The organism is Amaricoccus sp. B4, assembly GCF_043226085.1.
Lineage (GTDB): Bacteria > Pseudomonadota > Alphaproteobacteria > Rhodobacterales > Rhodobacteraceae > Amaricoccus.
In genome coordinates, this window is record NZ_CP171225.1 from 3478446 (window position 1) to 3499895 (window position 21450).

General features: G+C 63.8%; 18 protein-coding genes. 13 read left to right on the forward strand and 5 right to left on the reverse strand.

Annotated elements, in window-relative coordinates:
- Window positions 1-162 precede the first annotated feature (162 nt).
- Complete coding sequence (locus ACF66B_RS16730; RefSeq protein WP_111429849.1) at window positions 163-2799, forward strand: ATP-binding protein; 2637 nt, start codon at window positions 163-165, stop codon at window positions 2797-2799.
- Window positions 2796-3914 (forward strand): response regulator, encoded by a 1119-nt coding sequence (locus ACF66B_RS16735; protein ID WP_111429848.1) that lies wholly within the window; start codon window positions 2796-2798, stop codon window positions 3912-3914. The genes ACF66B_RS16730 and ACF66B_RS16735 overlap by 4 nt, the downstream gene beginning before the upstream one ends.
- Here ACF66B_RS16735 and ACF66B_RS16740 read toward each other — a convergent pair.
- Together ACF66B_RS16740 and ACF66B_RS16745 are read right to left on the reverse strand one after the other, a co-directional pair.
- Window positions 3890-4648 (reverse strand): winged helix-turn-helix domain-containing protein, encoded by a 759-nt coding sequence (locus ACF66B_RS16740; RefSeq protein ID WP_111429847.1) that lies wholly within the window; start codon window positions 4646-4648, stop codon window positions 3890-3892. The two genes, ACF66B_RS16735 and ACF66B_RS16740, sit on opposite strands and share 25 nt — an antisense overlap.
- A 148-nt stretch (window positions 4649-4796) precedes the next feature.
- Complete coding sequence (locus tag ACF66B_RS16745) at window positions 4797-5786, reverse strand: L-threonylcarbamoyladenylate synthase (RefSeq protein WP_111429846.1); 990 nt, start codon at window positions 5784-5786, stop codon at window positions 4797-4799.
- Between the two features lie 171 nt (window positions 5787-5957).
- On the opposite strand from ACF66B_RS16745, the gene ACF66B_RS16750 reads away from it, so the two are divergent.
- The 5 genes from ACF66B_RS16750 to ACF66B_RS16770 all read left to right on the forward strand — a co-directional run bounded on the left by ACF66B_RS16750 (window position 5958) and on the right by ACF66B_RS16770 (window position 11526).
- Window positions 5958-7649: an acyl-CoA dehydrogenase gene (locus ACF66B_RS16750; RefSeq protein ID WP_111429845.1), complete on the forward strand. Its 1692-nt coding sequence runs from the start codon at window positions 5958-5960 to the stop codon at window positions 7647-7649.
- Complete coding sequence (locus ACF66B_RS16755) at window positions 7649-8689, forward strand: MBL fold metallo-hydrolase (RefSeq protein WP_111429844.1); 1041 nt, start codon at window positions 7649-7651, stop codon at window positions 8687-8689. Before ACF66B_RS16750 ends, ACF66B_RS16755 begins: the two co-directional genes overlap by 1 nt.
- Window positions 8690-8779: 90 nt before the next feature.
- Complete coding sequence (locus tag ACF66B_RS16760; RefSeq protein ID WP_111429843.1) at window positions 8780-8914, forward strand: aa3-type cytochrome c oxidase subunit IV; 135 nt, start codon at window positions 8780-8782, stop codon at window positions 8912-8914.
- Window positions 8915-8945: 31 nt separating this feature from the next.
- Entirely contained in the window at window positions 8946-9536 is a 591-nt protein-coding gene (locus tag ACF66B_RS16765) for a hypothetical protein (RefSeq protein ID WP_111429842.1), read from the forward strand.
- Window positions 9537-10134: 598 nt separating this feature from the next.
- Entirely contained in the window at window positions 10135-11526 is a 1392-nt protein-coding gene (locus tag ACF66B_RS16770) for a nucleobase:cation symporter-2 family protein (protein WP_111429841.1), read from the forward strand.
- A 163-nt stretch (window positions 11527-11689) separates the two neighbouring features.
- Here the strand turns inward: ACF66B_RS16770 and rpsU are convergent, their stop codons facing one another.
- Window positions 11690-11896, reverse strand: a complete 207-nt coding sequence (gene rpsU, locus ACF66B_RS16775; protein WP_111429840.1) for a 30S ribosomal protein S21 — start codon at window positions 11894-11896, stop codon at window positions 11690-11692.
- A 124-nt stretch (window positions 11897-12020) separates the two neighbouring features.
- Between rpsU and ACF66B_RS16780 the strand changes: the two genes are divergently transcribed.
- The 3 genes from ACF66B_RS16780 to ACF66B_RS16790 are packed head-to-tail and all read left to right on the forward strand — an operon-like array spanning window position 12021 to window position 14638.
- Window positions 12021-12737, forward strand: a complete 717-nt coding sequence (locus ACF66B_RS16780; protein WP_111429839.1) for a COQ9 family protein — start codon at window positions 12021-12023, stop codon at window positions 12735-12737.
- A 36-nt stretch (window positions 12738-12773) separates the two neighbouring features.
- The gene (locus ACF66B_RS16785; protein WP_111429838.1) at window positions 12774-13643 is read left to right on the forward strand and encodes a branched-chain amino acid aminotransferase; all 870 of its coding nucleotides are present in this window, start codon (window positions 12774-12776) and stop codon (window positions 13641-13643) included.
- A gap of 14 nt (window positions 13644-13657) precedes the next feature.
- The gene (locus ACF66B_RS16790) at window positions 13658-14638 is read left to right on the forward strand and encodes an NAD(P)H-quinone oxidoreductase (RefSeq protein ID WP_111429837.1); all 981 of its coding nucleotides are present in this window, start codon (window positions 13658-13660) and stop codon (window positions 14636-14638) included.
- 6 nt (window positions 14639-14644) lie between these two features.
- Here ACF66B_RS16790 and ACF66B_RS16795 read toward each other — a convergent pair whose 3' ends face one another.
- Window positions 14645-15157, reverse strand: a complete 513-nt coding sequence (locus ACF66B_RS16795) for an NUDIX domain-containing protein (RefSeq protein WP_392663344.1) — start codon at window positions 15155-15157, stop codon at window positions 14645-14647.
- Between the two features lie 109 nt (window positions 15158-15266).
- On the opposite strand from ACF66B_RS16795, the gene ACF66B_RS16800 reads away from it, so the two are divergent.
- Window positions 15267-16172 (forward strand): rhodanese-related sulfurtransferase, encoded by a 906-nt coding sequence (locus ACF66B_RS16800; protein ID WP_111429835.1) that lies wholly within the window; start codon window positions 15267-15269, stop codon window positions 16170-16172.
- Window positions 16173-16207: 35 nt separating this feature from the next.
- Here the strand turns inward: ACF66B_RS16800 and ACF66B_RS16805 are convergent, their stop codons facing one another.
- Entirely contained in the window at window positions 16208-17626 is a 1419-nt protein-coding gene (locus ACF66B_RS16805) for a short-chain fatty acyl-CoA regulator family protein (protein ID WP_392663346.1), read from the reverse strand.
- Window positions 17627-17936: 310 nt separating this feature from the next.
- On the opposite strand from ACF66B_RS16805, the gene ACF66B_RS16810 reads away from it, so the two are divergent.
- Entirely contained in the window at window positions 17937-19622 is a 1686-nt protein-coding gene (locus ACF66B_RS16810; protein WP_111429834.1) for a DUF3300 domain-containing protein, read from the forward strand.
- Between the two features lie 250 nt (window positions 19623-19872).
- Entirely contained in the window at window positions 19873-21405 is a 1533-nt protein-coding gene (locus ACF66B_RS16815; RefSeq protein ID WP_111429833.1) for an acyl-CoA carboxylase subunit beta, read from the forward strand.
- The last annotated feature ends 45 nt before the right edge of the window (window positions 21406-21450 follow it).

The window sequence follows — 21450 nt, forward strand, 5'->3', positions numbered from 1 at the left end:
TGCGCCGTGGCGGATTTGTGGCCGCGATGGAGAGCGGGCGCGTGCACGCCAGGTGCGGGGACCCCGCGCGCATTCACAGCTGTCGCTTTCGGCGCTAGGGTGCGCGGTTCCAGCCGGCGAAGGGCGCGCCGCTGTTGCCGAAGACTTGGCCGGAGTGAAGACATGGGCAGACGGAGCGCGGACGATCGGCCGGAGGATCCGGAGCGGGACAGGGACCGTTTTCCGGGCCTCGAACCCGCGCCGCGCAGTTACCAGTCGTGGGTGGCCGACGAGACCATCGAGGACTACGCGCTGCGCTATGCCCCGGCGAGCCATCGCCGCTGGAGCCCGGCGACGATCACGCATACCGCGCTCGGCGGGATCTCGTTTCTCGCGCTCGAGGCGATCGGTGCGGCGCTGACGATTTCCTGGGGCGTTCAGACGACGGTCGTTGCGGTGCTGCTGGCCTCGATCTTCATATTCGTGACGTCATTGCCCATCGCCTATCACGTGGCCCGCTCCAACGTGGACATGGATCTTCTCACCCGGGGGGCGGGCTTCGGATACATCGGCTCGACGGTTACCTCGCTCATCTACGCGACCTACACCATCATCTTCTTCGCGCTCGAGGGTGTCATCATCGGGCAGGCGCTCTTCGTGTGCTTCGGGCTGCCGCTGCCGCTCGGATATCTCCTGTCGGCGCTCGTCATCCTGCCGGTTGCATCGAGGGGCATGACCGCGATCTCGCGCTTCCAGCGTGTGACCCAGCTCCCCTGGATCGTGCTCGCGCTTCTGCCGTTCGTTGCGATCCTCTGGGCAGAGCCCGAAGGGGTTCGGGCCTGGCTTGCCGCGCCCGGGCCCGCGATGACGCTGCTCTCGCTTGGCGGCGCCATCGGTGTCCTCTGTGCGCTTTCGCTCCAGATCGGCGAGCAGGTCGACTATCTGCGCTTTCTGCCGCCGCCCGAGGCCACCACGCGCCTGCAGTGGTGGGGGGCGCTCATCCTGGCCGGGCCGGGCTGGATCCTGATCGGTGGCACCAAGATCCTGATGGGGAGTTTCCTTGCTTGGCTCGCCATTGGCGACGGAATGCCCGCGAGCCTTGCCGTCGAGCCCATCGGCATGTTCTGGCACGCCTACGAGTATCTGCTCGGCCCGGGCACGGCGCTTGTCGTGGCGACGGTCTATATCCTGGTCGCGCAGATCAAGATCAACGTCACGAACGCCTATGCCGGGTCGCTGGCACAATCGAACTTCTTCCTCAGGATCGCGCGCTATCATCCCGGCCGGCTGGTCTGGCTGCTGCTCCATGTGGCAATAAGTTGCGCGCTCATGCTGCTCGGGGTGTTCTCGACGCTGGAGGCGGTGCTCGCAATCTATGCCAATCTGGCGCTCGCCTGGCTTGGCGCGATCTTTGCCGACCTCGCGATCCTGAAGCCGCTCGGTTTCAGCCCGGCGCAGATCGAGTTCAAGCGCGCCTATCTGCCGGATTTCAACGTTGTCGGCTGCGGCGGCATGGCAGTTGGCGGCTTGCTCGGACTGGCGCTCTTCCTCGGGTTCGGTGGGGAGCTGCTGCAGGCCTGGTCGCCGCCGATCGCGTTCTTTGTCTCGCTTGCCGCGGCAACGGCGATCGGGCTTGTCCGGCAGGGGCGGGGGTATGTCGCGCGCCGGACGCATGATTTCGGCGCCGGTGTCGCGCGCTGCGGTTGCGCGATCTGCAGCCATGACTACGAGCCGCGCGACATGGCCTATTGCACCTTCTACCAGCGCCCGATCTGCTCGCTCTGCTGCAGTCTCGAGCCGCATTGCCGGGATTTTTGCAAGCGCCCGCATGTCGCGATGCCGGAGGACATTGATCCGACCGCCGATGCCGTGCGCCTGCACCGGGTCTCGCCGCGGCTCGGGTCGCGGATCTGGCAGGTGGGCGCCGTGTTTCTCGGACTGATGGCCGGGCTCGGCGGCCTGTATCTCATTGCGCTGAACCTTGCGGGAAGCCTGCACGACACCGGGGCGATGACGCATTTCTTCCTCGGGTCGGCGCCTCTGGTGGCGCTCGTTGCCTTCTGGGCGGTGATGGCCAACGAGCGCCGGCGACTGACCGAAGAAAACCTGCTCGGGGCCCTGCAGCGCCTCGGTTCGACCCAGCGCGAACTCGCGATCCGACAGCGTCTGGCGGCGGTCGGCGAGGTCGCCGCGACGATCAGCCACGAGCTGCGCAATCCGCTCGGGACGATCACCAGTTCGGTCGAAGTGCTCTCGCGGAGCCCGGGCATCGGGCCGGAAGCGGAGGAGGATGTCCAGCGCATCCGGCGCAACATCGCCCGGTGCAGCCGGATCATCGATATCCTGCTCGATTTCGCGCGACAGGGTGCGCATGAAACGATTCCAGTGGATCTGCGGGACTGGCTGGAGGCGCTGATCGACGAGCATCCGGCCGGGGCGCATGTGGATCTGGACGTGCCGGCGGGAATGTTCCTGCGCTGCGATCCTGCCCGGCTTCAGTTTGCCATCCGCAATCTCATCGAGAACGGCTGGCAGGCCGCCGAGGCGGTCGACGTGCCCGGCCACCGCCCGCGTGTGGTGCTGCGGGCCTTTCGGGAGGAGGGCCGCAGCGTTCTCGAGATCGAGGACAACGGGCCGGGGCTCGCGCCCGAGCTCAGGGCGCGTGCCTTCGATCCGCTTGTTACCACCAAGGCCTCCGGTGTCGGCCTCGGGCTTTCGCTCGTTCGCCGCGTGGCACAGATGCATGGCGGTGATGCCTGGATCGAACGCACGGGGCCGGACGGCACCCTCATGCGCCTCAGCATCGCCGAGGCGGCATGAACGGGCGCGCATCCGGGCGTCGGCTGCTCATCATCGACGATGACAGCGATTTCGCGATCTCGACCTCGCGCGCGCTGGCGCTTGAGGGGGTGAACTGCGACATCGCGCATGACGGGGCCGCCGCGCTCGCCGCGCTCGACGGCGGAGAGACGGAGGTCGCGCTCCTCGATATTCGCCTCGGGCATGAGGACGGCACGGAGGTCGCGGCACGGCTTCGGGCGCATTTTCCCGAGCTCATTCTCGTCATCATGACGGCCTATGCCTCGGTCGACAGCGCCGTCGCCGCGCTGAAGGCCGGGGCTTACGATTACCTGCGCAAGCCGTTCTTTCTCGAGGAGCTCATGCGGGCGCTGGAGCGCTGCTTCCAGCTCGCGGATCTCCGGCGGGAGAAGGCACGCGCGGAGCACGAGCTCGCACTGCTGCGGCAGCTCGAGGCGACGTCGCAGCTTGCCGCGGGCTTGTCGCATGACTTCAAGAACATGATGGCGGTGATCCTCGCAAATCTCTCGGTGATTGATGAACGTCTTGCGGCGGAGGACCGGCTGAAGCCCTATGCGAGTGATGCTCTGGAGGCCGCGGGAACCGCTGCCGACGTGGTCGCGCGCCTGATGGGATTTGCCCGGGGGCGTCTCGATCGGGCGGAGCCCGGGGATCTGCGCGGCCCGGTCTCGGGGGCGGTAGCGATGCTCGAACGTTCGCTTTGTATCGGGATGACGCTTTCGGCCGAACTGCCGGAGGAAGGCGTGCTGGCGCCGATCGATCCGGGGCAGATGGAAACGGCGGTGGTCAACCTGCTCATCAATGCGCGGGATGCGACCGGAGGGCGAGGGCGTGCCGTGGTCAGGCTCGAACGCATCTGGCGCGGTGCGCATTATGCCCGGCTCACGGTCGAGGACGACGGGCCGGGGCTCACACCCGAAGGGCTGCGCCGCGTGCTCGAGCCGTTCTATACCACCAAGCCCGAGGGCACGGGGCTCGGGCTCCCGATGATCCAGCATATGGCGCTGCAATCCGGCGGGCGGTTCCGGCTCGAGAATGCCGTTGGCGGCGGGGCGCGGGCGGTGCTGGATCTCCCCTGTCTCGGGCCGCATCAGGGATCGGGCGAGAACATGTAGCCTGCGCCGCGGATGGTGCGGATCCGGCGGTGATCGGGGCCGGGATCACCGATCTTGCGGCGGATCTTGCCGATCATCACATCGATCGAGCGGTCGTAGGGCGACCAGTGGCGGCCAACGGTAAGATCCAGCAGCTGCTCCCGGCTGAGTACGCGGCCGGGGCGCTGGGCGAGGATGCTGAGGAGATTGAACTCCTGTGTCGTCAGGGTCTGGACGCGGCCGTCGGCGTCCCGGAGAAGCCGTGCGTCGAGATCGAGGTGCCAGCGGTCGAAGGCAAGGTGATGCTCCGCGGATAGCTTGGCCCCGGCCGGCTGCCCCAGTGGCAGGCGCCGAAGGATGGCGCGAATGCGCGCGAGAAGTTCGCGCGGCTCGAACGGCTTGACGAGAAAATCATCCGCACCGATCTCGAGGCCGACGATCCGGTCAACGGCTTCCTGCCGGGCGGAGAGGAAGAGGATCCCGATATCCTCTCCCTTCTTCAGATCGCGCGCCAGCGTGTAGCCGTCTTCCCGGCCGGGGAGGCCGACATCGAGCACGACCAGATCGAACCTCTCCTCCGCAAGCGCCCGCCGCATCGCCGGGCCGTCATGCACGGCGGCCGCCAGATAGCCCTGTTCGCCAAAATAGCGGCAGAGGAAGGCGCTGAGCTTGCGATCGTCCTCGACGAAAAGGATGCGCTGCGGGGGCTCCCTCTCCTCCCCGGGAGGCGGTGCGGTGGCGAAATCATGTTTCATGGTGCCGTGCTGCGGATGGAAACAGTGCCGGGATAAGGCGCTATGGCTAATTTTTAAGCATAGACGACCGGATCCGCGCTTCCTAGCCCCGTCGCATTGCGCACGAGATGACGTGGGCACACGCGCGAGATGCTCTTATCCTCCGGCATCAGCCCGCAGGACGCGGGGCGGCCGCGCGACGAAGACGGTCGTTGATGGCTTCCCCGAGGCCCTTTTCCGGGATCGCGGCGACCGCCACGCATTTCACGCCGGACTTCGTGGCCATGGCATCGATCTCGCGCAGGTGGGCGAAGAGATTGGCTGCGGCTTCGGCGAGATCGCCTGAAGGCGAAAGGTTGAGGCCCGGCCGCAGCGATTCGACCGGGCCAAAGCCCAGCCAGAGCTCATCCGGTCCAGGGCCGGAAGCCTCGAGACGCAGCTGCGCCCGAGGGGCGTAGTGCGATGTCATCTGGCCGGGTGCGATGATGCCGGTCGTTACCGGACGTCCGATTTCGCGGCCAAGTGCTTCGGAAAGCGCTGCGACCGGGATGCCACCGGGGCGCAGCAGGATGGGCCGGCCGCCGTCGAAGCCGACAATCGTCGACTCGACCCCGACCGGGCAGGTTCCGCCATCGACCACCGCTGCGATCCTGCCTCGCAGCCCTTCCAGCACATGCGCGGCCGATGTGGGGCTGACACGGCCGGAGGGGTTGGCGGAGGGCGCGGCGACGGGGCCTCCGAAGGCGATGAGCAGGCGACGGGCGAGAGGATGCGCCGGAACGCGGATCCCGACCGTCTCCAGCCCGGCCGTCGCCAGGTCGGCAAGCCCGGCCTCCGGGCGTCGCGGGAGGACGAGGGTGAGGGGGCCGGGCCAGAAGGTCGTAGCGAGTATCCGGGCATCGTCCCCGAACTCCGCGAGCGCGCGCGCGGCCTCGACATCGGCGACATGCACGATCAGCGGATTGAAGGCCGGTCGCCCCTTGGCCGCGAAGATGCCTGCGACAGCCCGGGGATTTCGTGCGTCCGCTCCGAGCCCGTAAACGGTTTCCGTCGGGAAGGCGACCTGTTCTCCTGCATGGAGCAGCGCCGCAGCGGCGCGCAGCCCGCGGGGGCTGTCGGAGAGAATGACCGTGTTCTTCGAATGCGGATCCTGCGTCATGAGTTCTTCCGGCACTTCGCTGCGTGGGAGATGGGCCGAGAGTGGCCTGCTCCTTGCCGAGGTGCGCGGCCGTGCCTAAACTCGCGCGTTGCGGCCGGGATGTCATAGTCTCATCCAGGTGCATCCGGAAGCCGCAAGTCGCGGCTGCAAATAAGGTTTGGGGAGAAACCGATGAGCTACCGCGCTCCTGTCACCGAAATGCGTTTTTTGTTGGATCATGTGCTCGGGGCAGGGCGGCTCGCGGAAACGGAGCGGTTTGCCGAAGCGACCGGCGACATGGTCGATGCGATCCTGAACGAGGCCGCGCGGCTGGCGGAGGATGTGCTGGCTCCGCTGCGCCGGGCGGGCGATCTCGAGCCTGCACGGCTCGAAAATGGCGTCGTGCGAACCTCTGGAGGCTTTTCCGAGGCGTACAAGGCGATCGCGGATGGCGGCTGGGTGGGAACGGCGGCAAGCCCCGAGTTCGGGGGGATGGGCCTGCCGGTTTCGGTGCTCAGCTGTGTGAACGAGATCCTGGCTTCGGCCAACCTCGCACTCTCGCTCTGCCCCCTGCTGACGCAGGGCCAGATCGAGGCGCTCGAGCATCATGCGGATGACGAGATGAAGGCGCTCTATCTGCCGAAGCTCGTCTCCGGGGAATGGACCGGCACGATGAACCTTACCGAGCCGCAGGCGGGGTCCGACGTCGGGGCCCTGCGCTCGAAGGCCGAGCCGAAGGACGATGGCTCCTATTCCGTCACCGGCACGAAGATCTTCATCTCCTGGGGTGATCACGATTTCGGCGGCAATGTCTGCCATCTCGTCCTCGCGCGACTGCCTGACGGCGCGCCGGGCACGAAGGGCATCTCGCTCTTTCTGGTGCCGAAATTCATTCCCGATGCGGATGGCAATCCCGGTGCTGCCAACAGCCTCAAGGTGGTTTCACTTGAGCACAAGATGGGTCTGCACGGCAGTCCGACCTGTGTGATGGAGTTCGATGGCGCGACGGGATGGCTTGTCGGCGCGCCACACAAGGGCATGGCGGCGATGTTCACGATGATGAACAACGCTCGCCTCGGCGTGGGTATCGAAGGCCTTTCCCAGGCGGAGGCGGCTCTTCAGGACGCCATTTCCTATGCCCAGGAGCGCCGACAGGGGCGGACGCCGGAAGAGGGTGTCGAAACGATCCAGGGCCATGCGGACGTGCGACGGATGCTGCTGACCATGGCGGCTCTCACCGCGACGGCCCGCGCGATCTGTCTCGACTGTGCGTTTTCCATCGACATGGCCACAGCGACCGGCGATGCGGCCTGGGATGCGCGTGCGGCTTTCCTCACGCCGATCGCCAAGGCCTTCGGCACCGATACCGGCTGCGCGGTTTCGGATCTCGGTATTCAGGTCCATGGCGGTATGGGATTCATCGAGGAAACCGGCGTTGCGCAGTACTTCCGCGATGTGCGGGTCACCGCGATCTATGAGGGCACGAACGGCATTCAGGCCATGGATATGGTGGGACGCAAGCTTGCTGACGGTGGCACGGCAGCCAAGGCCCTGATTGCTGAAATCGCAGCAACCGCCGACGCCGCTGGTGGTGCGCTGGGGGCGCGGCTCGCGGCGGCAGCCGATGCGCTGGGCGCCGCGACCGACTGGATGCTCGGCTCCGAACTCAATGACCGCTTCGCGGGCGCTGTGCCCTATCTGCGGGCCTTTGCGCTGGCGCTCGGCGGCCATTATCTGCTTAAGGGCGCGGCCGAGGGAAGCGATCCGCAGCGCGAGGCGCTGGCAGCCTTCCATGTGGAGCGGCTGCTTCCCGAAGTGCCGGCCCTTTGCGCCCAGGCGCGGGGCGGGGCGGAGCAGCTCTACGCCTGGGAGATCGCGTCGTGATGGATGGTGGCATCCGGCAGGTGAGCTATCCCTTTCCCGAGCCGCCGCGGCCCGGAGGCGCAGTGGAGCTCGCCGATGGCGTGCTATGGCTGCGTATTCCCCTTCCCATGCGTCCGGATCACATCAACATCTACGCACTTGATGACGGCGACGGCTGGACGGTTGTCGATACCGGGCTCGGCACCGACAAGGCTCGGGAGGCCTGGACAGAGTTGCTGGCCGGGCCGCTGGGCGGCAGGCCCGTGCGTCGGGTCATCGTCACCCATCACCATCCCGATCATGTCGGGAATGCCGGGTGGCTCCAGAAGACGCATGGCGCCGAGCTTGTCACGACCCGGACAGCCTGGCTCTTTGCGCGCATGCTCATGCTCGACGAACAGCCGCTTCCGACCGACGAGCTGCTTGCCTACTGGCGCGCGGCTGGAATGGCGGAGGAGATCTATGCCGAGCGGGAAATCACGCGGCCAATGAACTTTGCCGATGTTGTCGCTCCGATGCCGCTTGGGTTCACGCGAATCGCACAGGGCGACGAGTTGCTGGCGGGCGGGCGGCTCTGGCGCGTCGAGATCGGTCATGGCCATGCGCCGGAGCAGGCGACGCTCTGGAGCCTTGATGATCCGCTGGTGATCACCGGCGATCAGGTTCTGCCGGGGATCACGCCGAACCTTGGTGTCTATGCGACCGAGCCCGGTGCGGATCCAGTTGGGGACTGGATCGGGAGTTGCCGGAAACTTCATCCTCTCGCGAGCCCGGAAATGCTCGCGCTTCCGGGGCACCGGCGGCCCTTTCTCGGGCTCGATTCCCGGCTCGAGGAGCTTGTTGTGCATCAGCTTGCAGCACTCGAGCGCCTGCAGGCCTTTCTCGTGACGCCGCGGCGTGCGACGGAGTGTTTCGAGGTGCTGTTCGGGCGGCCGATCGGACGCTCGGAATATGGCCTCGCGCTGGGCGAGGCGGTCGGGCACCTCAATCACCTGCAGCGGACAGGGCGGGTCGTGCGCGACGTGACGCCGGACGGCGTATGGCTTTGGACCGCCTGTTGAAAAGGTGACTGACAGAACGCGCAGATCCGGCTAGAACCTTGGCAGGCGGCCCCTCGCGCAGATGAGGGCCGGGCGCGACAGGAGAGCGAAATGGCTGAATACAAGCACGGCGAGATGGATATCACGGATCATGAGAAGACCTTCGAGGGCTTCCTGCGCTTCTTCGTCTTTCTGTTCGGATCAGCCATCGCGATTCTCATCTTCCTTGCGATCTTCAACACCTGATATCGGGGCGGCACAGCGGCGCGGGCGCGGCATGTTCAGGGCTTCGGTCGTCATCCTGGCGACGCTGCTGGTTTCCGGCTGCGAGATGTATCGCGCTGCCGAACCGCAGCAGATCGAATCCGCACGCTATGTGAGCGACGCGCCGCCCTCGGTGACCCTGATGTCGATGGTCAACAGCCGAACCAACCGCTCGGCCCATTCGGCGTTGCTCATCAACGGATCCGAGCAGGTGATCTATGATCCCGCCGGTACGTTCCAGCATCCGGATCTGCCGCGGCGCGGCGATGTCCATTACGGGATCACGCCGCGCTTTCTGGATTACTACGAGCGGTATCACGCCCGTTTTTCCTATTACGTCCATACGCAGACGGTGCCGGTAAGTCTCTCGACGGCCAATCAGGTGCTTGCGAATGTCGAGGCGCGCGGCCGGACGCCGAAGATGTTCTGTGCCGAGGCCGTGACGGCGTCCCTGAAGCCCGTCCCGCCCTTCACGGATGTGGGAATCACCCTGTTTCCCGAAGGCGTGAGAGAGGACTTCGCGAAGATCGCCGGGGTCGAGAACGGCTACGTGCGTGAGGTCGACGTGGGCAAGAACAAGGTCTGGGAACAGAAGGCCCCTTGAGCCAGGGCTCGTGCGCTCGCGGCTGACCTTCTCTCATCCTCCCGAAAAATCTCGAAAATATGACCAGACCGTCGCCAGGGACATCTGCGCGATCGCCTGACTGTTGTTGCGCTGCAATGGTGTTGAAAGTATGGGCATCGGACCTTTGTTCGGTGTTTTTTGTGCATTGCAACCTTCGGATTTCTAGAGCAGAGTAATTCCTGCGCATATCACAGTTTGTGTGGGCACAGGGTAGCCCAACATATGAACAGAGTATCTCGTGCGGTTGTTTTTTGTGCAGAGTTTGCCTGCCGCTCCGAGTTCCTGCGGAGCGGCAGGCCTTCGCGTATCTGCGGGGCGCGGTCGTTGACCGGCTCTATCGCGGCAAGAGCGACAGGGAGTGAAAGAACGGCGCCCCGGGGTGGCCCGATCTTCTTCGTAGCGACGTTGCCCTAACGCTCCCGCGTGGAGCATCGGGCTGTGTTCCGGAGGTGTTCAGGCGATCTCGCCGCCATGGAGGCCCGCAGTGCAGACGGGTTTCTCATGCTGATCCGGAGCGTCGGGCGGGATGGGAAGGCGGTGCCGGGCGAAGATCTGTTTCCTGAGATGGGGCAATGACATGACCGAAGTGAAGTATACGCCTCCCGGACATCTGATCTACGGATTGGATGACACACCACCGCCTGGTCCGGCCATTCTGGCAGCTATCCAGCACATTCTGGCAAGTATCGTCGGCATCGTGACGCCGACGCTTGTGATTGGCGGTGCGCTGGGGCTGGGCGAGTATGTCCCCTATCTGATCGCCATGTCGCTCTTCGTTTCGGGCGTCGCGACATTCATCCAGTGCCGGAGGATCGGGCCGGTGGGCTCCGGCCTCTTGAGCCTGCAGGGCACGAGCTTTGCCTTCCTCGGCTCGATCCTTGCAGCAGGCTTTGCGGTCAAGGGCCGTGGCGGCACGCCGGAGGATATCCTCGCGATGATCTTCGGGCTTTGTCTCGTCGGGTGCGTGGTCGAGATCGTGCTCAGCCAATTCATCGACAAGCTGAGCCGCATCGTGACCCCGACCGTGACCGGGATCGTCATCACCGTGATCGGTCTCAGCCTCGTCAAGGTCGGATTCACGGATTTTGCAGGAGGCTTCGGGGCAGGTGAGTCCTTTGGCGCTCCGATCAATCTTGTGCTTGGTGGAATTGTGGTCGCCACGATCATTTTCACCACGTTTCAAGGCCATCCGATGCTTCGGATCTCGGCAATCATGGTCGGGCTGATCGTCGGCTTCCTCGTCTCCATCCCGTTCGGTATGGTGAACTTCAGTGCATTCGGCGCGGGGCCCCTTGTCGCGCTGCCCGTGCCGTTTCGCTTCGGCATCGATTTCGATCTGGGCCTCTTCATCGCGATCGCGTTCATCTATCTCATCACGGCTATCGAGACGACGGGCGATCTTACTGCAAACTCCGTCATTTCCGGCCAGCCGGTCATGGGTCCGCTCTACATGAAGCGTATCAAGGGCGGAATTCTCGCGGATGGAATCAATTCCGGCATCGCTGCCATCTTCAACACCTTCCCGAACACGACCTTCTCCCAGAACAACGGTGTGATCCAGATGACTGGCGTCGCGAGCCGCCATGTTGGATATTATATCGCGGCGATTCTGGTGCTGCTCGGGTTCTTTCCGGTCATCGGCAGTGCTTTCCTGCTTATCCCCAAGCCGGTGCTCGGTGGCGCGACCCTCGTGCTCTTCGGGACGATCGCCGTCGCGGGTATCCGTATCCTCGCCACGGAGGAGATCGACCGCCGCCGCGTTTACATCATGGCAATCTCGTTTGGCCTTGGTCTTGGCGTCACACTCGTACCCGATGCGACCCAGAACCTGCCGGAACTCGTGCGTCAGGTCATTGCGACGCCGATAACCCTCAGCGGTCTGTCCGCCATCATTCTCTCGCTGGTGATTCCAGAGACGGCCGACCACGACACTCCGTCGGAAGAGCCGGCAGCGACGCCCGCCGAGTAGCTCGAGGTGTCACGGGTGGTTTCGGTATCGTGATCGGATCTGCGAAGCCCGCAAAAACGACAAAACCCCCGCATGGATCATGCGGGGGTCCGAGTGCCAAACAGCGAAAGCCGCGCTACGACACGTTTTGCGTGACCTGTCGGTCAGAAATCAGGCCGTCGGCTCAGAGAAGCCCTTCACGCTGCGCTTTCTTGCGCGCGAGCTTGCGAGCACGCCGGATGGCCTCAGCCTTTTCACGGGCCTTCTTGACGGAGGGCTTCTCGAAATGCTGCCGAAGCTTCATTTCACGGAAAACGCCTTCCCGCTGGAGCTTCTTCTTGAGAGCCCGCAGCGCCTGATCGACATTGTTGTCACGAACGGTTACCTGCACGGATTTTCACCACCTTTCTGTTGCCGAAGTTTCGATATCTCGTAAGAGCGCGCTATATAGCGCAAGAGCCGGGTGCTGTCCACTCCCCCGGATTCTCCTAACGCACGGAACAAGGACATCAATCATGCATGCCAGGGCCTCAGAGGACATTGAAGTTACCGCAACGCGCCAGGCCGTGCTCGCGGCAGCGCTTCCGCATGTCGTCTTTGATGGCTGGAGCGATGCGACGCTCGCACAGGCGGTGGAGGATTCAGGTTCGAACCCCGCCGTAGCTCGGGTCGCCTTTCCGCGCGGCGGGATAGATCTTGCCCTGGCCTTCCACCATGCCCGTGACGCGGAGCTTGCGGCCGAGCTTGCGGAGGCGGAGCTTGCCGGCATGCGGTTTCGGGACAAGGTTGCCTATGCGATCATGCGACGGCTTGAGCTTGTCGCGCGTGAGCGTGAGGAGGTTCGGCGCGCCGCGGCCCTCTTTGCCTTGCCACACCACGCCCCGGACGCCGCCCGCGCGCTCTGGCACACGGCCGACACGATCTGGAACGCGCTCGGTGATTCGAGCCAGGATTTCAACTGGTATACGAAGCGGGCAACGCTCTCGGCGGTCTATTCGGCTTCGGTTCTTTACTGGCTCGGGGATGAGACCAGTGACTTCTCCGCGACGCGCGAGTTCGTCGGCCGGCGCATCGACAACGTGATGCAATTCGAGGAAGTGAAGGCGCGGCTTCGCAAGAACCCGTTGGCCTCGGCGCTCATGCGCGGGCCCATGCGTATCCTTGACCGCGTCAAACCGCCTGCCGATACTGCGCCCCCTGATTTGCCGGGGTCGCTTCGCAGGGAGTGCTGAGCCCCGGCGCGAGAACTTGCGCGAAGGGGAAGAGGGATGGCTGTCGGGACGGAATGTGTCACCTGGTTCAAGGGCGGGTGGCACGATGGCAACCTGCCCATTCTCGGGGCCGCCGATCACGCGACCTGGCTCGGAACGCTTGTCTTCGATGGGGCCCGGGCGTTCGAGGGAACAATCCCGGATCTTGACCTGCATTGTGCCCGTCTCGTTCGTTCGGCGGAGATCCTGGGGCTCGCGCCTGCCATCTCGGCCGGCGAGATCGAAGATCTCGTTCGAGAGGGGGTGTCGCGGCTCGGTGCGGGGCGGGAGCTTTATCTGAGGCCCATGATGTGGTCTTGCGAGGGGTCTCCTGCGATGATCGATCCCGATCCTGCGTCGACGGCCTTTGCAATCTGTATCGAGGATCTGCCGTTCGGCGCGGCGCAGCCTCATGCGCTCACACTTTCCCCGTTCCGCCGGCCAACGCGCGAATCGGGGCTGAACGATGCGAAGGCCGCTTGCCAGTATGCCAATAACGGACGGATCATCCGCGAGGCGCGGAGCCGCGGATTCAATAACGCACTCTCGCTCGATTCCGAGGGAAATGTGGCAGAAACCGGCTCCACCAATGTCTTCCTGGTCCAGGATGGCGTCGTGCGCACGCCGGTGCCAAATGGCACTTTTCTCAACGGCATCACCCGGCAGCGGGTCATCGCGCTGTTGCGCGAGGATGGCATACGGGTTGAGGAGGTGACGCTCCGGCCAGAGGATTTTGCCATGGCCGACGAGATCTTTGCTACTGCGAACGCGAGCAAGATCATTCCCGTGACCCGCTACGAGACGAACGAACTCCGTTCGACCAGAATGGCTGCCCGCGCGCGGGCGCTTTACTGGGAATTCGCTCATCAGACCCGGAGAGCTGCGTGACCCTTCCTTCCGAAATGCGTGCTGTCGAGATTTCCGAACCAGGTGGACCGGAGGTCCTGCGGCTTGTCACCCGACCGGTGCCGCAACCCGGGCCGGGAGAGATCCTCCTGCGTGTCCACGCGGCCGGCGTGAACCGTCCGGATGCGCTCCAGCGCGCCGGGAATTACGCCCCGCCTCTTGACGCGTCGGATCTTCCGGGGCTCGAAGCGTCGGGCGAGGTGGTGGCGCTCGGCGCGGGCGCCGAAGGCTGGCAGATCGGTGACAAGGTTTGTGCGCTCCTGCCCGGCGGGGGATATGCGGACTACGTGACGACGCCCGCTGCGCATGCCTTGCCGGTGCCGAGCGGTCTTGGAATGATTGAGGCCGCGGCGCTCTGCGAGACCTTCTTCACCGTCTGGAGCAATGTCTTCCAGCGGGGGGCCCTCAAGGCCGGGGAGAGTTTTCTCGTCCACGGCGGTTCATCCGGCATCGGAACAACCGCCATTCAGCTCGCGGCCGCCCGTGGCGCGCACGTTTTTGCGACTGCCGGTTCAGAGGAGAAATGCGCGGCTTGTCGCGAACTCGGGGCGGAACTCGCGATCAACTATCGCGAGACGGATTTTGTCGAAGCGGTGAAGGAAGCCACCGGCAAGAAAGGGGTGAATCTCATCCTCGACATGGTCGGTGGCGGCTACATCCCTCGCAATATCCGGGCGCTCGCCATGGACGGCCGACTGGTGATGATCGCCTTCCTGTCCGGCCCGAAGGCAGAGGTCAATTTCGCGCAGGTGATGGTCAAGCGCCTCACGCTCACCGGTTCGACACTGCGTCCGCAGTCGGTGGCTGCGAAGGCCGCGATTGCCGCCGACCTGCGGCGTGAGGTGTGGCCCTTGCTTGATGCAGGCAAGATCGCTCCGGTGATGGATCAGACCTTCCCGCTCGAAAGAGCGGCCGAGGCGCATGCGCGGATGGAGAGTTCGGCGCATATCGGTAAGATCGTCCTCACTGTCGGCTGACGCCGCCTACCAGATGTCGGAAGGGGCCTCGCCGGACATCAGCTCCGCCACGCGCGCTCGTGTTGCGCGTGTGGCGTCGTCCGGCAGCGCGTCGGGTGCATAGAAGCCGGCATCAAGAATCTCGCCACCTGTTTTCGGAAAGCCGTTTGGCGTGAGAGTACCGTATGCGACGAAGAGGACGATGTGGTCTCGGCGTCCAAGCGTGTCGCAGCGGTAGATGTGGTGCAGGTTTGGCGGTGTGTCGAAGACGAGGCCGCCCTCCTCGGATGCCTCGCGTATCACGGCCTCGCGGCAGGTTTCCCCGAGTTCGACGCCACCGCCGGGGAGGTAGAAGCCTGGAACATAGGAATGGCGCACGAGAAAGACCCGCCCCTCGGGATCAAACGCGGCAATTCGAACCCCCAGTGTGAGGCGAGGCCTCAGAGCATTGGAGACATTGATCGCCATGGTGCCTGCCAGGAGGTGCAGACGGTGCAGGAGCCCCGGGCGAGCCGGCAGGTCCGAAATCGGTCGAGTCACGTCGGATTCCTCAGATCGGGGTTTCAGGTATCCTTGCAAGCGATGACATGGTGCCGCAAGCACCGGCTCGGCTCTTGGCAGCCTCGGTGGCCGCTGTTAATCGGGCTGCATGACCGGACTTGTCGTTGCCGCCCTCTACCAATTCACCCGTTTCGAGCGCCCGGAAGCGCTGTGCGCATCGCTGCAGGCGCAATGCGACGATATGGGTGTCAGGGGAACGCTTCTTCTCGCCGGCGAAGGCATCAATGGCACGATCGCCGGAACACGCGACGGGATCGATGCTGTCCTCGCATATCTGCGTGCTCTGCCGGGGCTGGCTGAGCTTGAGGTGAAGGAAAGCCACGCCGCTGCGCAGCCGTTCAAGCGGATGAAGGTGCGCGTGAAGCCCGAGATTGTGACGTTCGGAGTGCCGGATGCCGACCCCAATGCGCGCGTCGGCCGGTATGTCGCGCCCGAGGACTGGAATGCTCTGCTGTCATCGAATGATATCGCCATCATCGACACGCGGAATGAATACGAGGTCGCAATCGGGACGTTCGCAGGGGCCGTTGATCCCGGTACCCGAAATTTTCGCGAATTTCCTGACTGGTGGCGGCAAAATCGCGCCCGCTTCGAGGGGCGGCCGGTGGCAATGTTCTGTACGGGTGGGATCCGGTGCGAGAAGGCTACGAGTTTTCTTCTCGGCGAGGGGGTGCCCGAGGTTTACCATCTCAAGGGCGGTATCCTGAAGTATCTGGAGGTGGTTCCGGAAGCCGAAAGTCTCTGGAGGGGCGAGTGCTTTGTTTTCGACGGCCGTGTTTCTGTCGGCCACGGACTGAAGCCGGGAGACTATGGCATCTGTCATGCCTGCGGCCGGGCGGTTTCCGACGCGGACAGGGCGCATCACGCCTTCGAGGAAGGTGTCTGCTGCCCGGCATGTGTCGATGAATACGACGCGACTGACCGTGAGCGGTTTCGCGAACGCCAGCGTCAGGTGCTGCTCGCGCGCGAGCGACATGTGACCGAGTTGCCGTAGCACGGAGAAGGCCGATTTCTATCGGGCAGTTTCTGCTATCCGATCGAATACGGCAACAGATCCCGCCGGTTTGGATCGACATTCAGGGGGCGTTCCATCGGCGGCACCGAGCGTTGCACGCAGTCCCGCCGCTCGCAGATCCGGCAGGAAACGCCAATCGGCTCGTAGGCGGCGTCGTCCTTCAGATCGAGACCGTCCGAGTAGACAACCGCGTCGGCGTGGGTGACTTCGCAGCCCAGACCTATGGCGTATCGACGTATGGGGGCGTGAAAGCTTCCGCCGGGCTTCACGATGTCCCGTGCGAGGCAGAGATAACGCACACCATCAGGTGTCTCGGCAAGCTGTCGCAGGAAACGGCCGGGCGTCTCGAAGGCGCTATGGACGTTCCACAGCGGACATGACCCGCCGAAGCGGGCAAACTGCAGCCGTGTCGCGGAGTGGCGCTTTGTGATAGTCCCGCCCTGATCGACCCGGAAGAAGAAGAATGGAACGCCCTTCGCACCGATGCGCTGCAGAGTGGAGAGGCGCTGGGCGACCTGCTCGATCGAGGCATCAAATTCCCGCGAGAGCGCTTCGAGATCGTGTCGCAGAAAGCGGGCGCGGTCGAGGATGTGATCGTAAGGCAGCATCGCCGCGCCTGCGAAGTAATTGGCGAGCCCCGTCTTGCAGATCGCCCGCGCTTCTGGTGTGCCGAAGCGCGCGAGATCCAGGGTGGCTTCGAGAAGATGATCGTGTTCGATCAGGGCGATCTGGTGAAGGATCTGGAAGGCTTGGGTCGCCGGGGCTGCGGTGGCGCCGAGTGTGAGCGTTCCGCTGTCGGGAGTGTAGCGTCGCAGGGGGGCATCCGAGGCGGTAACGACGCGGATTCCATGCTTGGATTCAAGCCACTGGGCGAGCGCCCTGCGCCGGTCGCCGGCAGGAACAAGCCCTGCGAAACGCTCGGCCGCCCGGTCGATCGCGTCGATATAGTTGTCGCAGTAATGGAAGAAGTCGCGCACTTCCTCCCAAGGCAGAGGCGCAAGGGCACTGTCCTCGCGGCCGAGCGCCTCATTGAGCTGGGCGAGGCGCTCTTGCGTTTGTCGATGCGCGCGATGCAGTGCGAGAAAGGCGTGCGCGAAATTCGGTGCGTTGGAGGCCACAAGTTGCACATCGCCGAGGGGCGGTGCTGTGTCGAAGACCGGATCGGCAAGGGCCTCGCGCAGATCGGCGACCATGCGCTCGGACGAGCCTTTCGCGATTTCGGTAACGGCGACGCCAAACTGCTCTGCCAGTGCGATGAGAACACGCGCGGAGAGTGGGCGATGGTTGTTCTCCATCTGGTTGAGATAGGAGAGCGAGATGCCGAGTTTCGAGGCATAGTCTGCCTGTGTAAGGCCCAGCCGTGTGCGTACCTCACGGAGCTTCACGCCTGCGTAGAGCTTCCTGGCTTGATTGGGTGCCTTCTGAGCCATCATTCACAATCTTCGCAATTCGCAGAATATTTCTGTAACCGAATTTGCAAAGTATTCCCAGCCCGCTGTGTCTGGTATGGCCGCCGTTCTGTCGTGTTTTCTCCGTTCGGGGATCTTAACCGGTTAATACTGCTTTCGACGCGCCTGGGGCGGCGCGTGCATAATATCGTCTGTCCAGCTTGCGGCGGGGTTTCGCTGATTCCGCGGCAGCGAGTGGAACCGGAGCGGTGTCCCGGGGTTTGCACCTTGCGCTGAAGGCTGTGCGGCATGGCTCTTGTTTGCTCAGCTTTGGTGGTCGTCTTAGGGGGTCGTCATGCGTCGATTTGCGAATACTGCGGCCATTGCCGCCATGCTTGGTATAGGTTCAATGGCGATCGTGCCGCCGGTGACAGCGCAGGATTACGTTCCGCCACGTCCATTGCCGCGCTCGATGCAGCAGGGTTCCGAGGGACTGCGCGATCTGATCGAGCATGCACCCGGGTTCGACGCAACGGCAGCGCGATCTGATAATCTCGGAGCGGCGGAGGGGGCACTCCTTGGTGCTGCGGAACTCGATGATCTGGTTGCTCCGGTCGCCCTTTATCCGGACACGCTTCTTGCGCAGATCCTCGTCGCGGCAACCCACCCTCTCGATATCGTGCAGGCCGATCGCCTTCTTGATGAAAGCGAGGGGCTGACCGACGATGAGCTGAGCGTGCTGATCGCGGAGCAGGACTGGGATCCCAGCGTCATGATCCTGCTGACCGGGTTCCCGGAGGTGATCCGGATGATGGCGCGCGACCTCAACTGGACCCAGGATCTTGGCGATGCGATGCTGTCGCAGGATGGGGATGTGCTTGCCGCTGTGCAAAGGAAGCGGCAGGCAGCCTATACGGCGGGTAATCTCGTGAGCAATCAGGCTCAGCAGGTCGATCGCCAGGATGACCAGATCTACATCCGGCCCACGGATCCCGATATGGTCTATATCCCGCGCTACGACACGTCGCAGGTCTACACGACGCCCCAGGCTGCGGCACCGGTGACGGGGGGCGCCCAGAATCCTCTCGCCAATCCGATCATTGCAGGGGCTCTGGCCTTCGGAAGTGCTTTCCTTGTCAGCAAGTTCCTGGGTGATGACAATGATCATAACGACGATGATGAGGGCGATTGGGGAAACTACTGGGATCGTCAGAAGGCGATCGACTGGCGAGATCGTCAGGTCTATGCGCGCCCCCACAGCAACTACGGCTGGCGCGCTGAACGTGACCGGTATTGGGACAGAAACGACGGGCGGTGGCGTCGCGAGGTGGCGCGCGATCAGCGCCGCATAGAGGCGCAGCGCGATGCAGTCCGTTGGTTAGAACGTGACAACAATCGCAGGGCCGCACAGCTGGAGGAATTGCGGCGCCGGGAGCGGGAGGCGCGGCTTGAGGCAGACCGGCTCGACAAGTTGCAGCGTGAACGGCGGCGCGAAGAGCGCCTGAAGGACGAGCGGCGCGAACAGAGGCTTGAGGAAAAGGCGCGGCAAAACCAGCGGGAAGAACGGGTGCAGCGCCAGAATGATCGTATCCGCGCGGAAGAGAACGAACGGCGCAAGGAGGAACGGCTGAAGGAAGCCGAGCGGGAGCAGCGCCAGCAGGAGCGTGCACGCGAAGAGCGGCAGCAGCAGAAGAAGGATGCCGCCTTGCAGGAACAACGAGAGCAGCGCCAGGCAGAGCAGGCGCGAGCGCAGCGCAAGAAGGATCAGGCCCGGGCAGCCGAAGAGCAAAGGCGTCAGGAAAAGGCGGCCAGGATCGAGCGTAGAAAGGAGCGCGCCGAGGCGCAGGCACGGGAGGCGCAAGACAAACAGGGGGCTCGCGACGCAAGGTCACAAGACAAGGCCGGACAAGCCGCAAAATCCGAGGCCAAAAAGCAGGCCGCGGGACATCAGGGCGCTGAAAAGAAGGCAAAGAACCATGAAGAAAAAAAGAAGGGCAAGAAAAAGCACTGCCCTGACGAAAATGATATGACCTGCAAATAGCGACCCTTCGCGCTAAGTTGTCATGATGCCGCGGCTGTTTGGCCGCGGCTTTGCATCTGTATATGAAGGCTGAGCGATGTGGGGCCGAGGGTGTCCAGCCTTCGGCCAAAATCACAACAAAGCGCCTCCCGCTTCGCAAATATGCAATTCGCAGTCCACTCCTGCGACACACTTTGCAAATCCACCGAAGTCTGCTTGTAACTATCTTGCGTATCTGGCACACGAAACGCACTGAAGAAGGGAGCGACTGGTGAAAGAAATTCTAGATCAGCTCGAAAGCCGCAGGAACGAGGCGCGTCTCGGCGGCGGACAGAAGCGCATCGACAGCCAGCATGCCAAGGGCAAGCTGACGGCCCGCGAGCGGATCGACATCCTGCTCGATGAAGGCTCCTTCGAAGAGTTCGACATGTTCAAGGCGCATCGCTGTGTCGATTTCGGCATGGCGAGCCAGTCCATTCCCGGAGACGGCGTCGTGACCGGATGGGGCACCATCAATGGGCGACAGGTCTACGTCTTCAGTCAGGACTTCACGGTCTTTGGCGGATCGCTGTCCGAGACTCATGCCGAGAAGATCTGCAAGGTCATGGATATGGCGGTGCAGAACGGCGCGCCGGTCATCGGTCTCAATGACTCGGGTGGGGCGCGGATCCAGGAGGGCGTTGCTTCGCTCGCGGGCTATGCCGACGTGTTCCAGCGCAACATCATGGCATCGGGCTGCGTGCCGCAGATTTCCGTGATCATGGGGCCCTGCGCCGGCGGTGCGGTCTACAGCCCGGCAATGACCGATTTCATCTTCATGGTGCGGGATTCCTCCTACATGTTCGTCACCGGCCCGGATGTGGTGAAGACGGTCACGAACGAAGTGGTGACGGCCGAGGAACTCGGCGGAGCAAAGACCCACACCTCCAAGTCGTCCGTTGCGGATGGCGCTTACGAGAATGACGTTGTAGCGCTCAGCGAGGTTCGACGACTGGTCGACTTTCTACCGCTCTCGAGCCGTGAGAAGCCGCCGGTGCGTCCGTTCTTCGATCCGGTCAACCGCGTCGAGGACAGCCTCGATACGCTCGTGCCGCCGAACGCCAACACCCCGTACGACATGAAGGAACTCATCCAGAAGATTGCGGATGAGGGGGACTTCTTCGAGATCCAGCAGGATTTTGCGAAGAATATCCTGACCGGCTTCATACGCCTTGAAGGCTCCACGATCGGCATCGTGGCAAACCAGCCGATGGTGCTTGCAGGATGTCTCGACATCGACAGTGCCCGCAAGGCGGCGCGCTTCGTGCGTTTCTGTGACGCGTTCCAAATCCCGATCCTGACGCTTGTCGATGTGCCGGGCTTTCTGCCGGGTACCAGCCAGGAATATGGCGGCATCATCAAACACGGCGCGAAGCTGCTCTTTGCCTATGGCGAGGCAACTGTGCCGAAAGTGACGGTGATCGTTCGCAAGGCCTATGGCGGTGCCTATGACGTGATGGCGTCGAAACACCTCCGCGGCGACGTGAACTACGCCTGGCCGTCGGCGGAAATCGCGGTGATGGGCGCAAAGGGCGCTGTCGAGATCCTCTACCGCTCCGAACTTGGCGATCCGGAGAAGATCGCGGCGCGGACCAAGGACTACGAAGATCGCTTCGCAAACCCGTTTGTCGCTGCGGAACGGGGCTTCATCGACGAAGTCATCATGCCGCATTCGACCCGTCGGCGTGTGGCGCGAGCCTTCGCAAGCCTCCGGACCAAGGTGCTCGCGAACCCGTACAAGAAGCACGACAACATTCCGCTTTAGGGGCGGACCCTGCGGATGGATTTGGCGCGTAGATCATGGGCATTG

Excerpts from the sequence above, each read along its gene's own strand:
- ACF66B_RS16730 (WP_111429849.1), top strand. The coding sequence starts at position 163 with ATGGGCAGACGGAGCGCGGACGATCGGCCGGAGGATCCGGAGCGGGAC.
- ACF66B_RS16735 (WP_111429848.1), top strand. The coding sequence starts at position 2,796 with ATGAACGGGCGCGCATCCGGGCGTCGGCTGCTCATCATCGACGATGAC.
- ACF66B_RS16740 (WP_111429847.1), bottom strand. The coding sequence starts at position 4,648 with ATGAAACATGATTTCGCCACCGCACCGCCTCCCGGGGAGGAGAGGGAG.
- ACF66B_RS16745 (WP_111429846.1), bottom strand. The coding sequence starts at position 5,786 with ATGACGCAGGATCCGCATTCGAAGAACACGGTCATTCTCTCCGACAGC.
- ACF66B_RS16750 (WP_111429845.1), top strand. The coding sequence starts at position 5,958 with ATGAGCTACCGCGCTCCTGTCACCGAAATGCGTTTTTTGTTGGATCAT.
- ACF66B_RS16755 (WP_111429844.1), top strand. The coding sequence starts at position 7,649 with ATGGATGGTGGCATCCGGCAGGTGAGCTATCCCTTTCCCGAGCCGCCG.
- ACF66B_RS16760 (WP_111429843.1), top strand. The coding sequence starts at position 8,780 with ATGGCTGAATACAAGCACGGCGAGATGGATATCACGGATCATGAGAAG.
- ACF66B_RS16765 (WP_111429842.1), top strand. The coding sequence starts at position 8,946 with ATGTTCAGGGCTTCGGTCGTCATCCTGGCGACGCTGCTGGTTTCCGGC.
- ACF66B_RS16770 (WP_111429841.1), top strand. The coding sequence starts at position 10,135 with ATGACCGAAGTGAAGTATACGCCTCCCGGACATCTGATCTACGGATTG.
- ACF66B_RS16780 (WP_111429839.1), top strand. The coding sequence starts at position 12,021 with ATGCATGCCAGGGCCTCAGAGGACATTGAAGTTACCGCAACGCGCCAG.
- ACF66B_RS16785 (WP_111429838.1), top strand. The coding sequence starts at position 12,774 with ATGGCTGTCGGGACGGAATGTGTCACCTGGTTCAAGGGCGGGTGGCAC.
- ACF66B_RS16790 (WP_111429837.1), top strand. The coding sequence starts at position 13,658 with ATGCGTGCTGTCGAGATTTCCGAACCAGGTGGACCGGAGGTCCTGCGG.
- ACF66B_RS16800 (WP_111429835.1), top strand. The coding sequence starts at position 15,267 with ATGACCGGACTTGTCGTTGCCGCCCTCTACCAATTCACCCGTTTCGAG.
- ACF66B_RS16805 (WP_392663346.1), bottom strand. The coding sequence starts at position 17,626 with ATGATGGCTCAGAAGGCACCCAATCAAGCCAGGAAGCTCTACGCAGGC.
- ACF66B_RS16810 (WP_111429834.1), top strand. The coding sequence starts at position 17,937 with ATGCGTCGATTTGCGAATACTGCGGCCATTGCCGCCATGCTTGGTATA.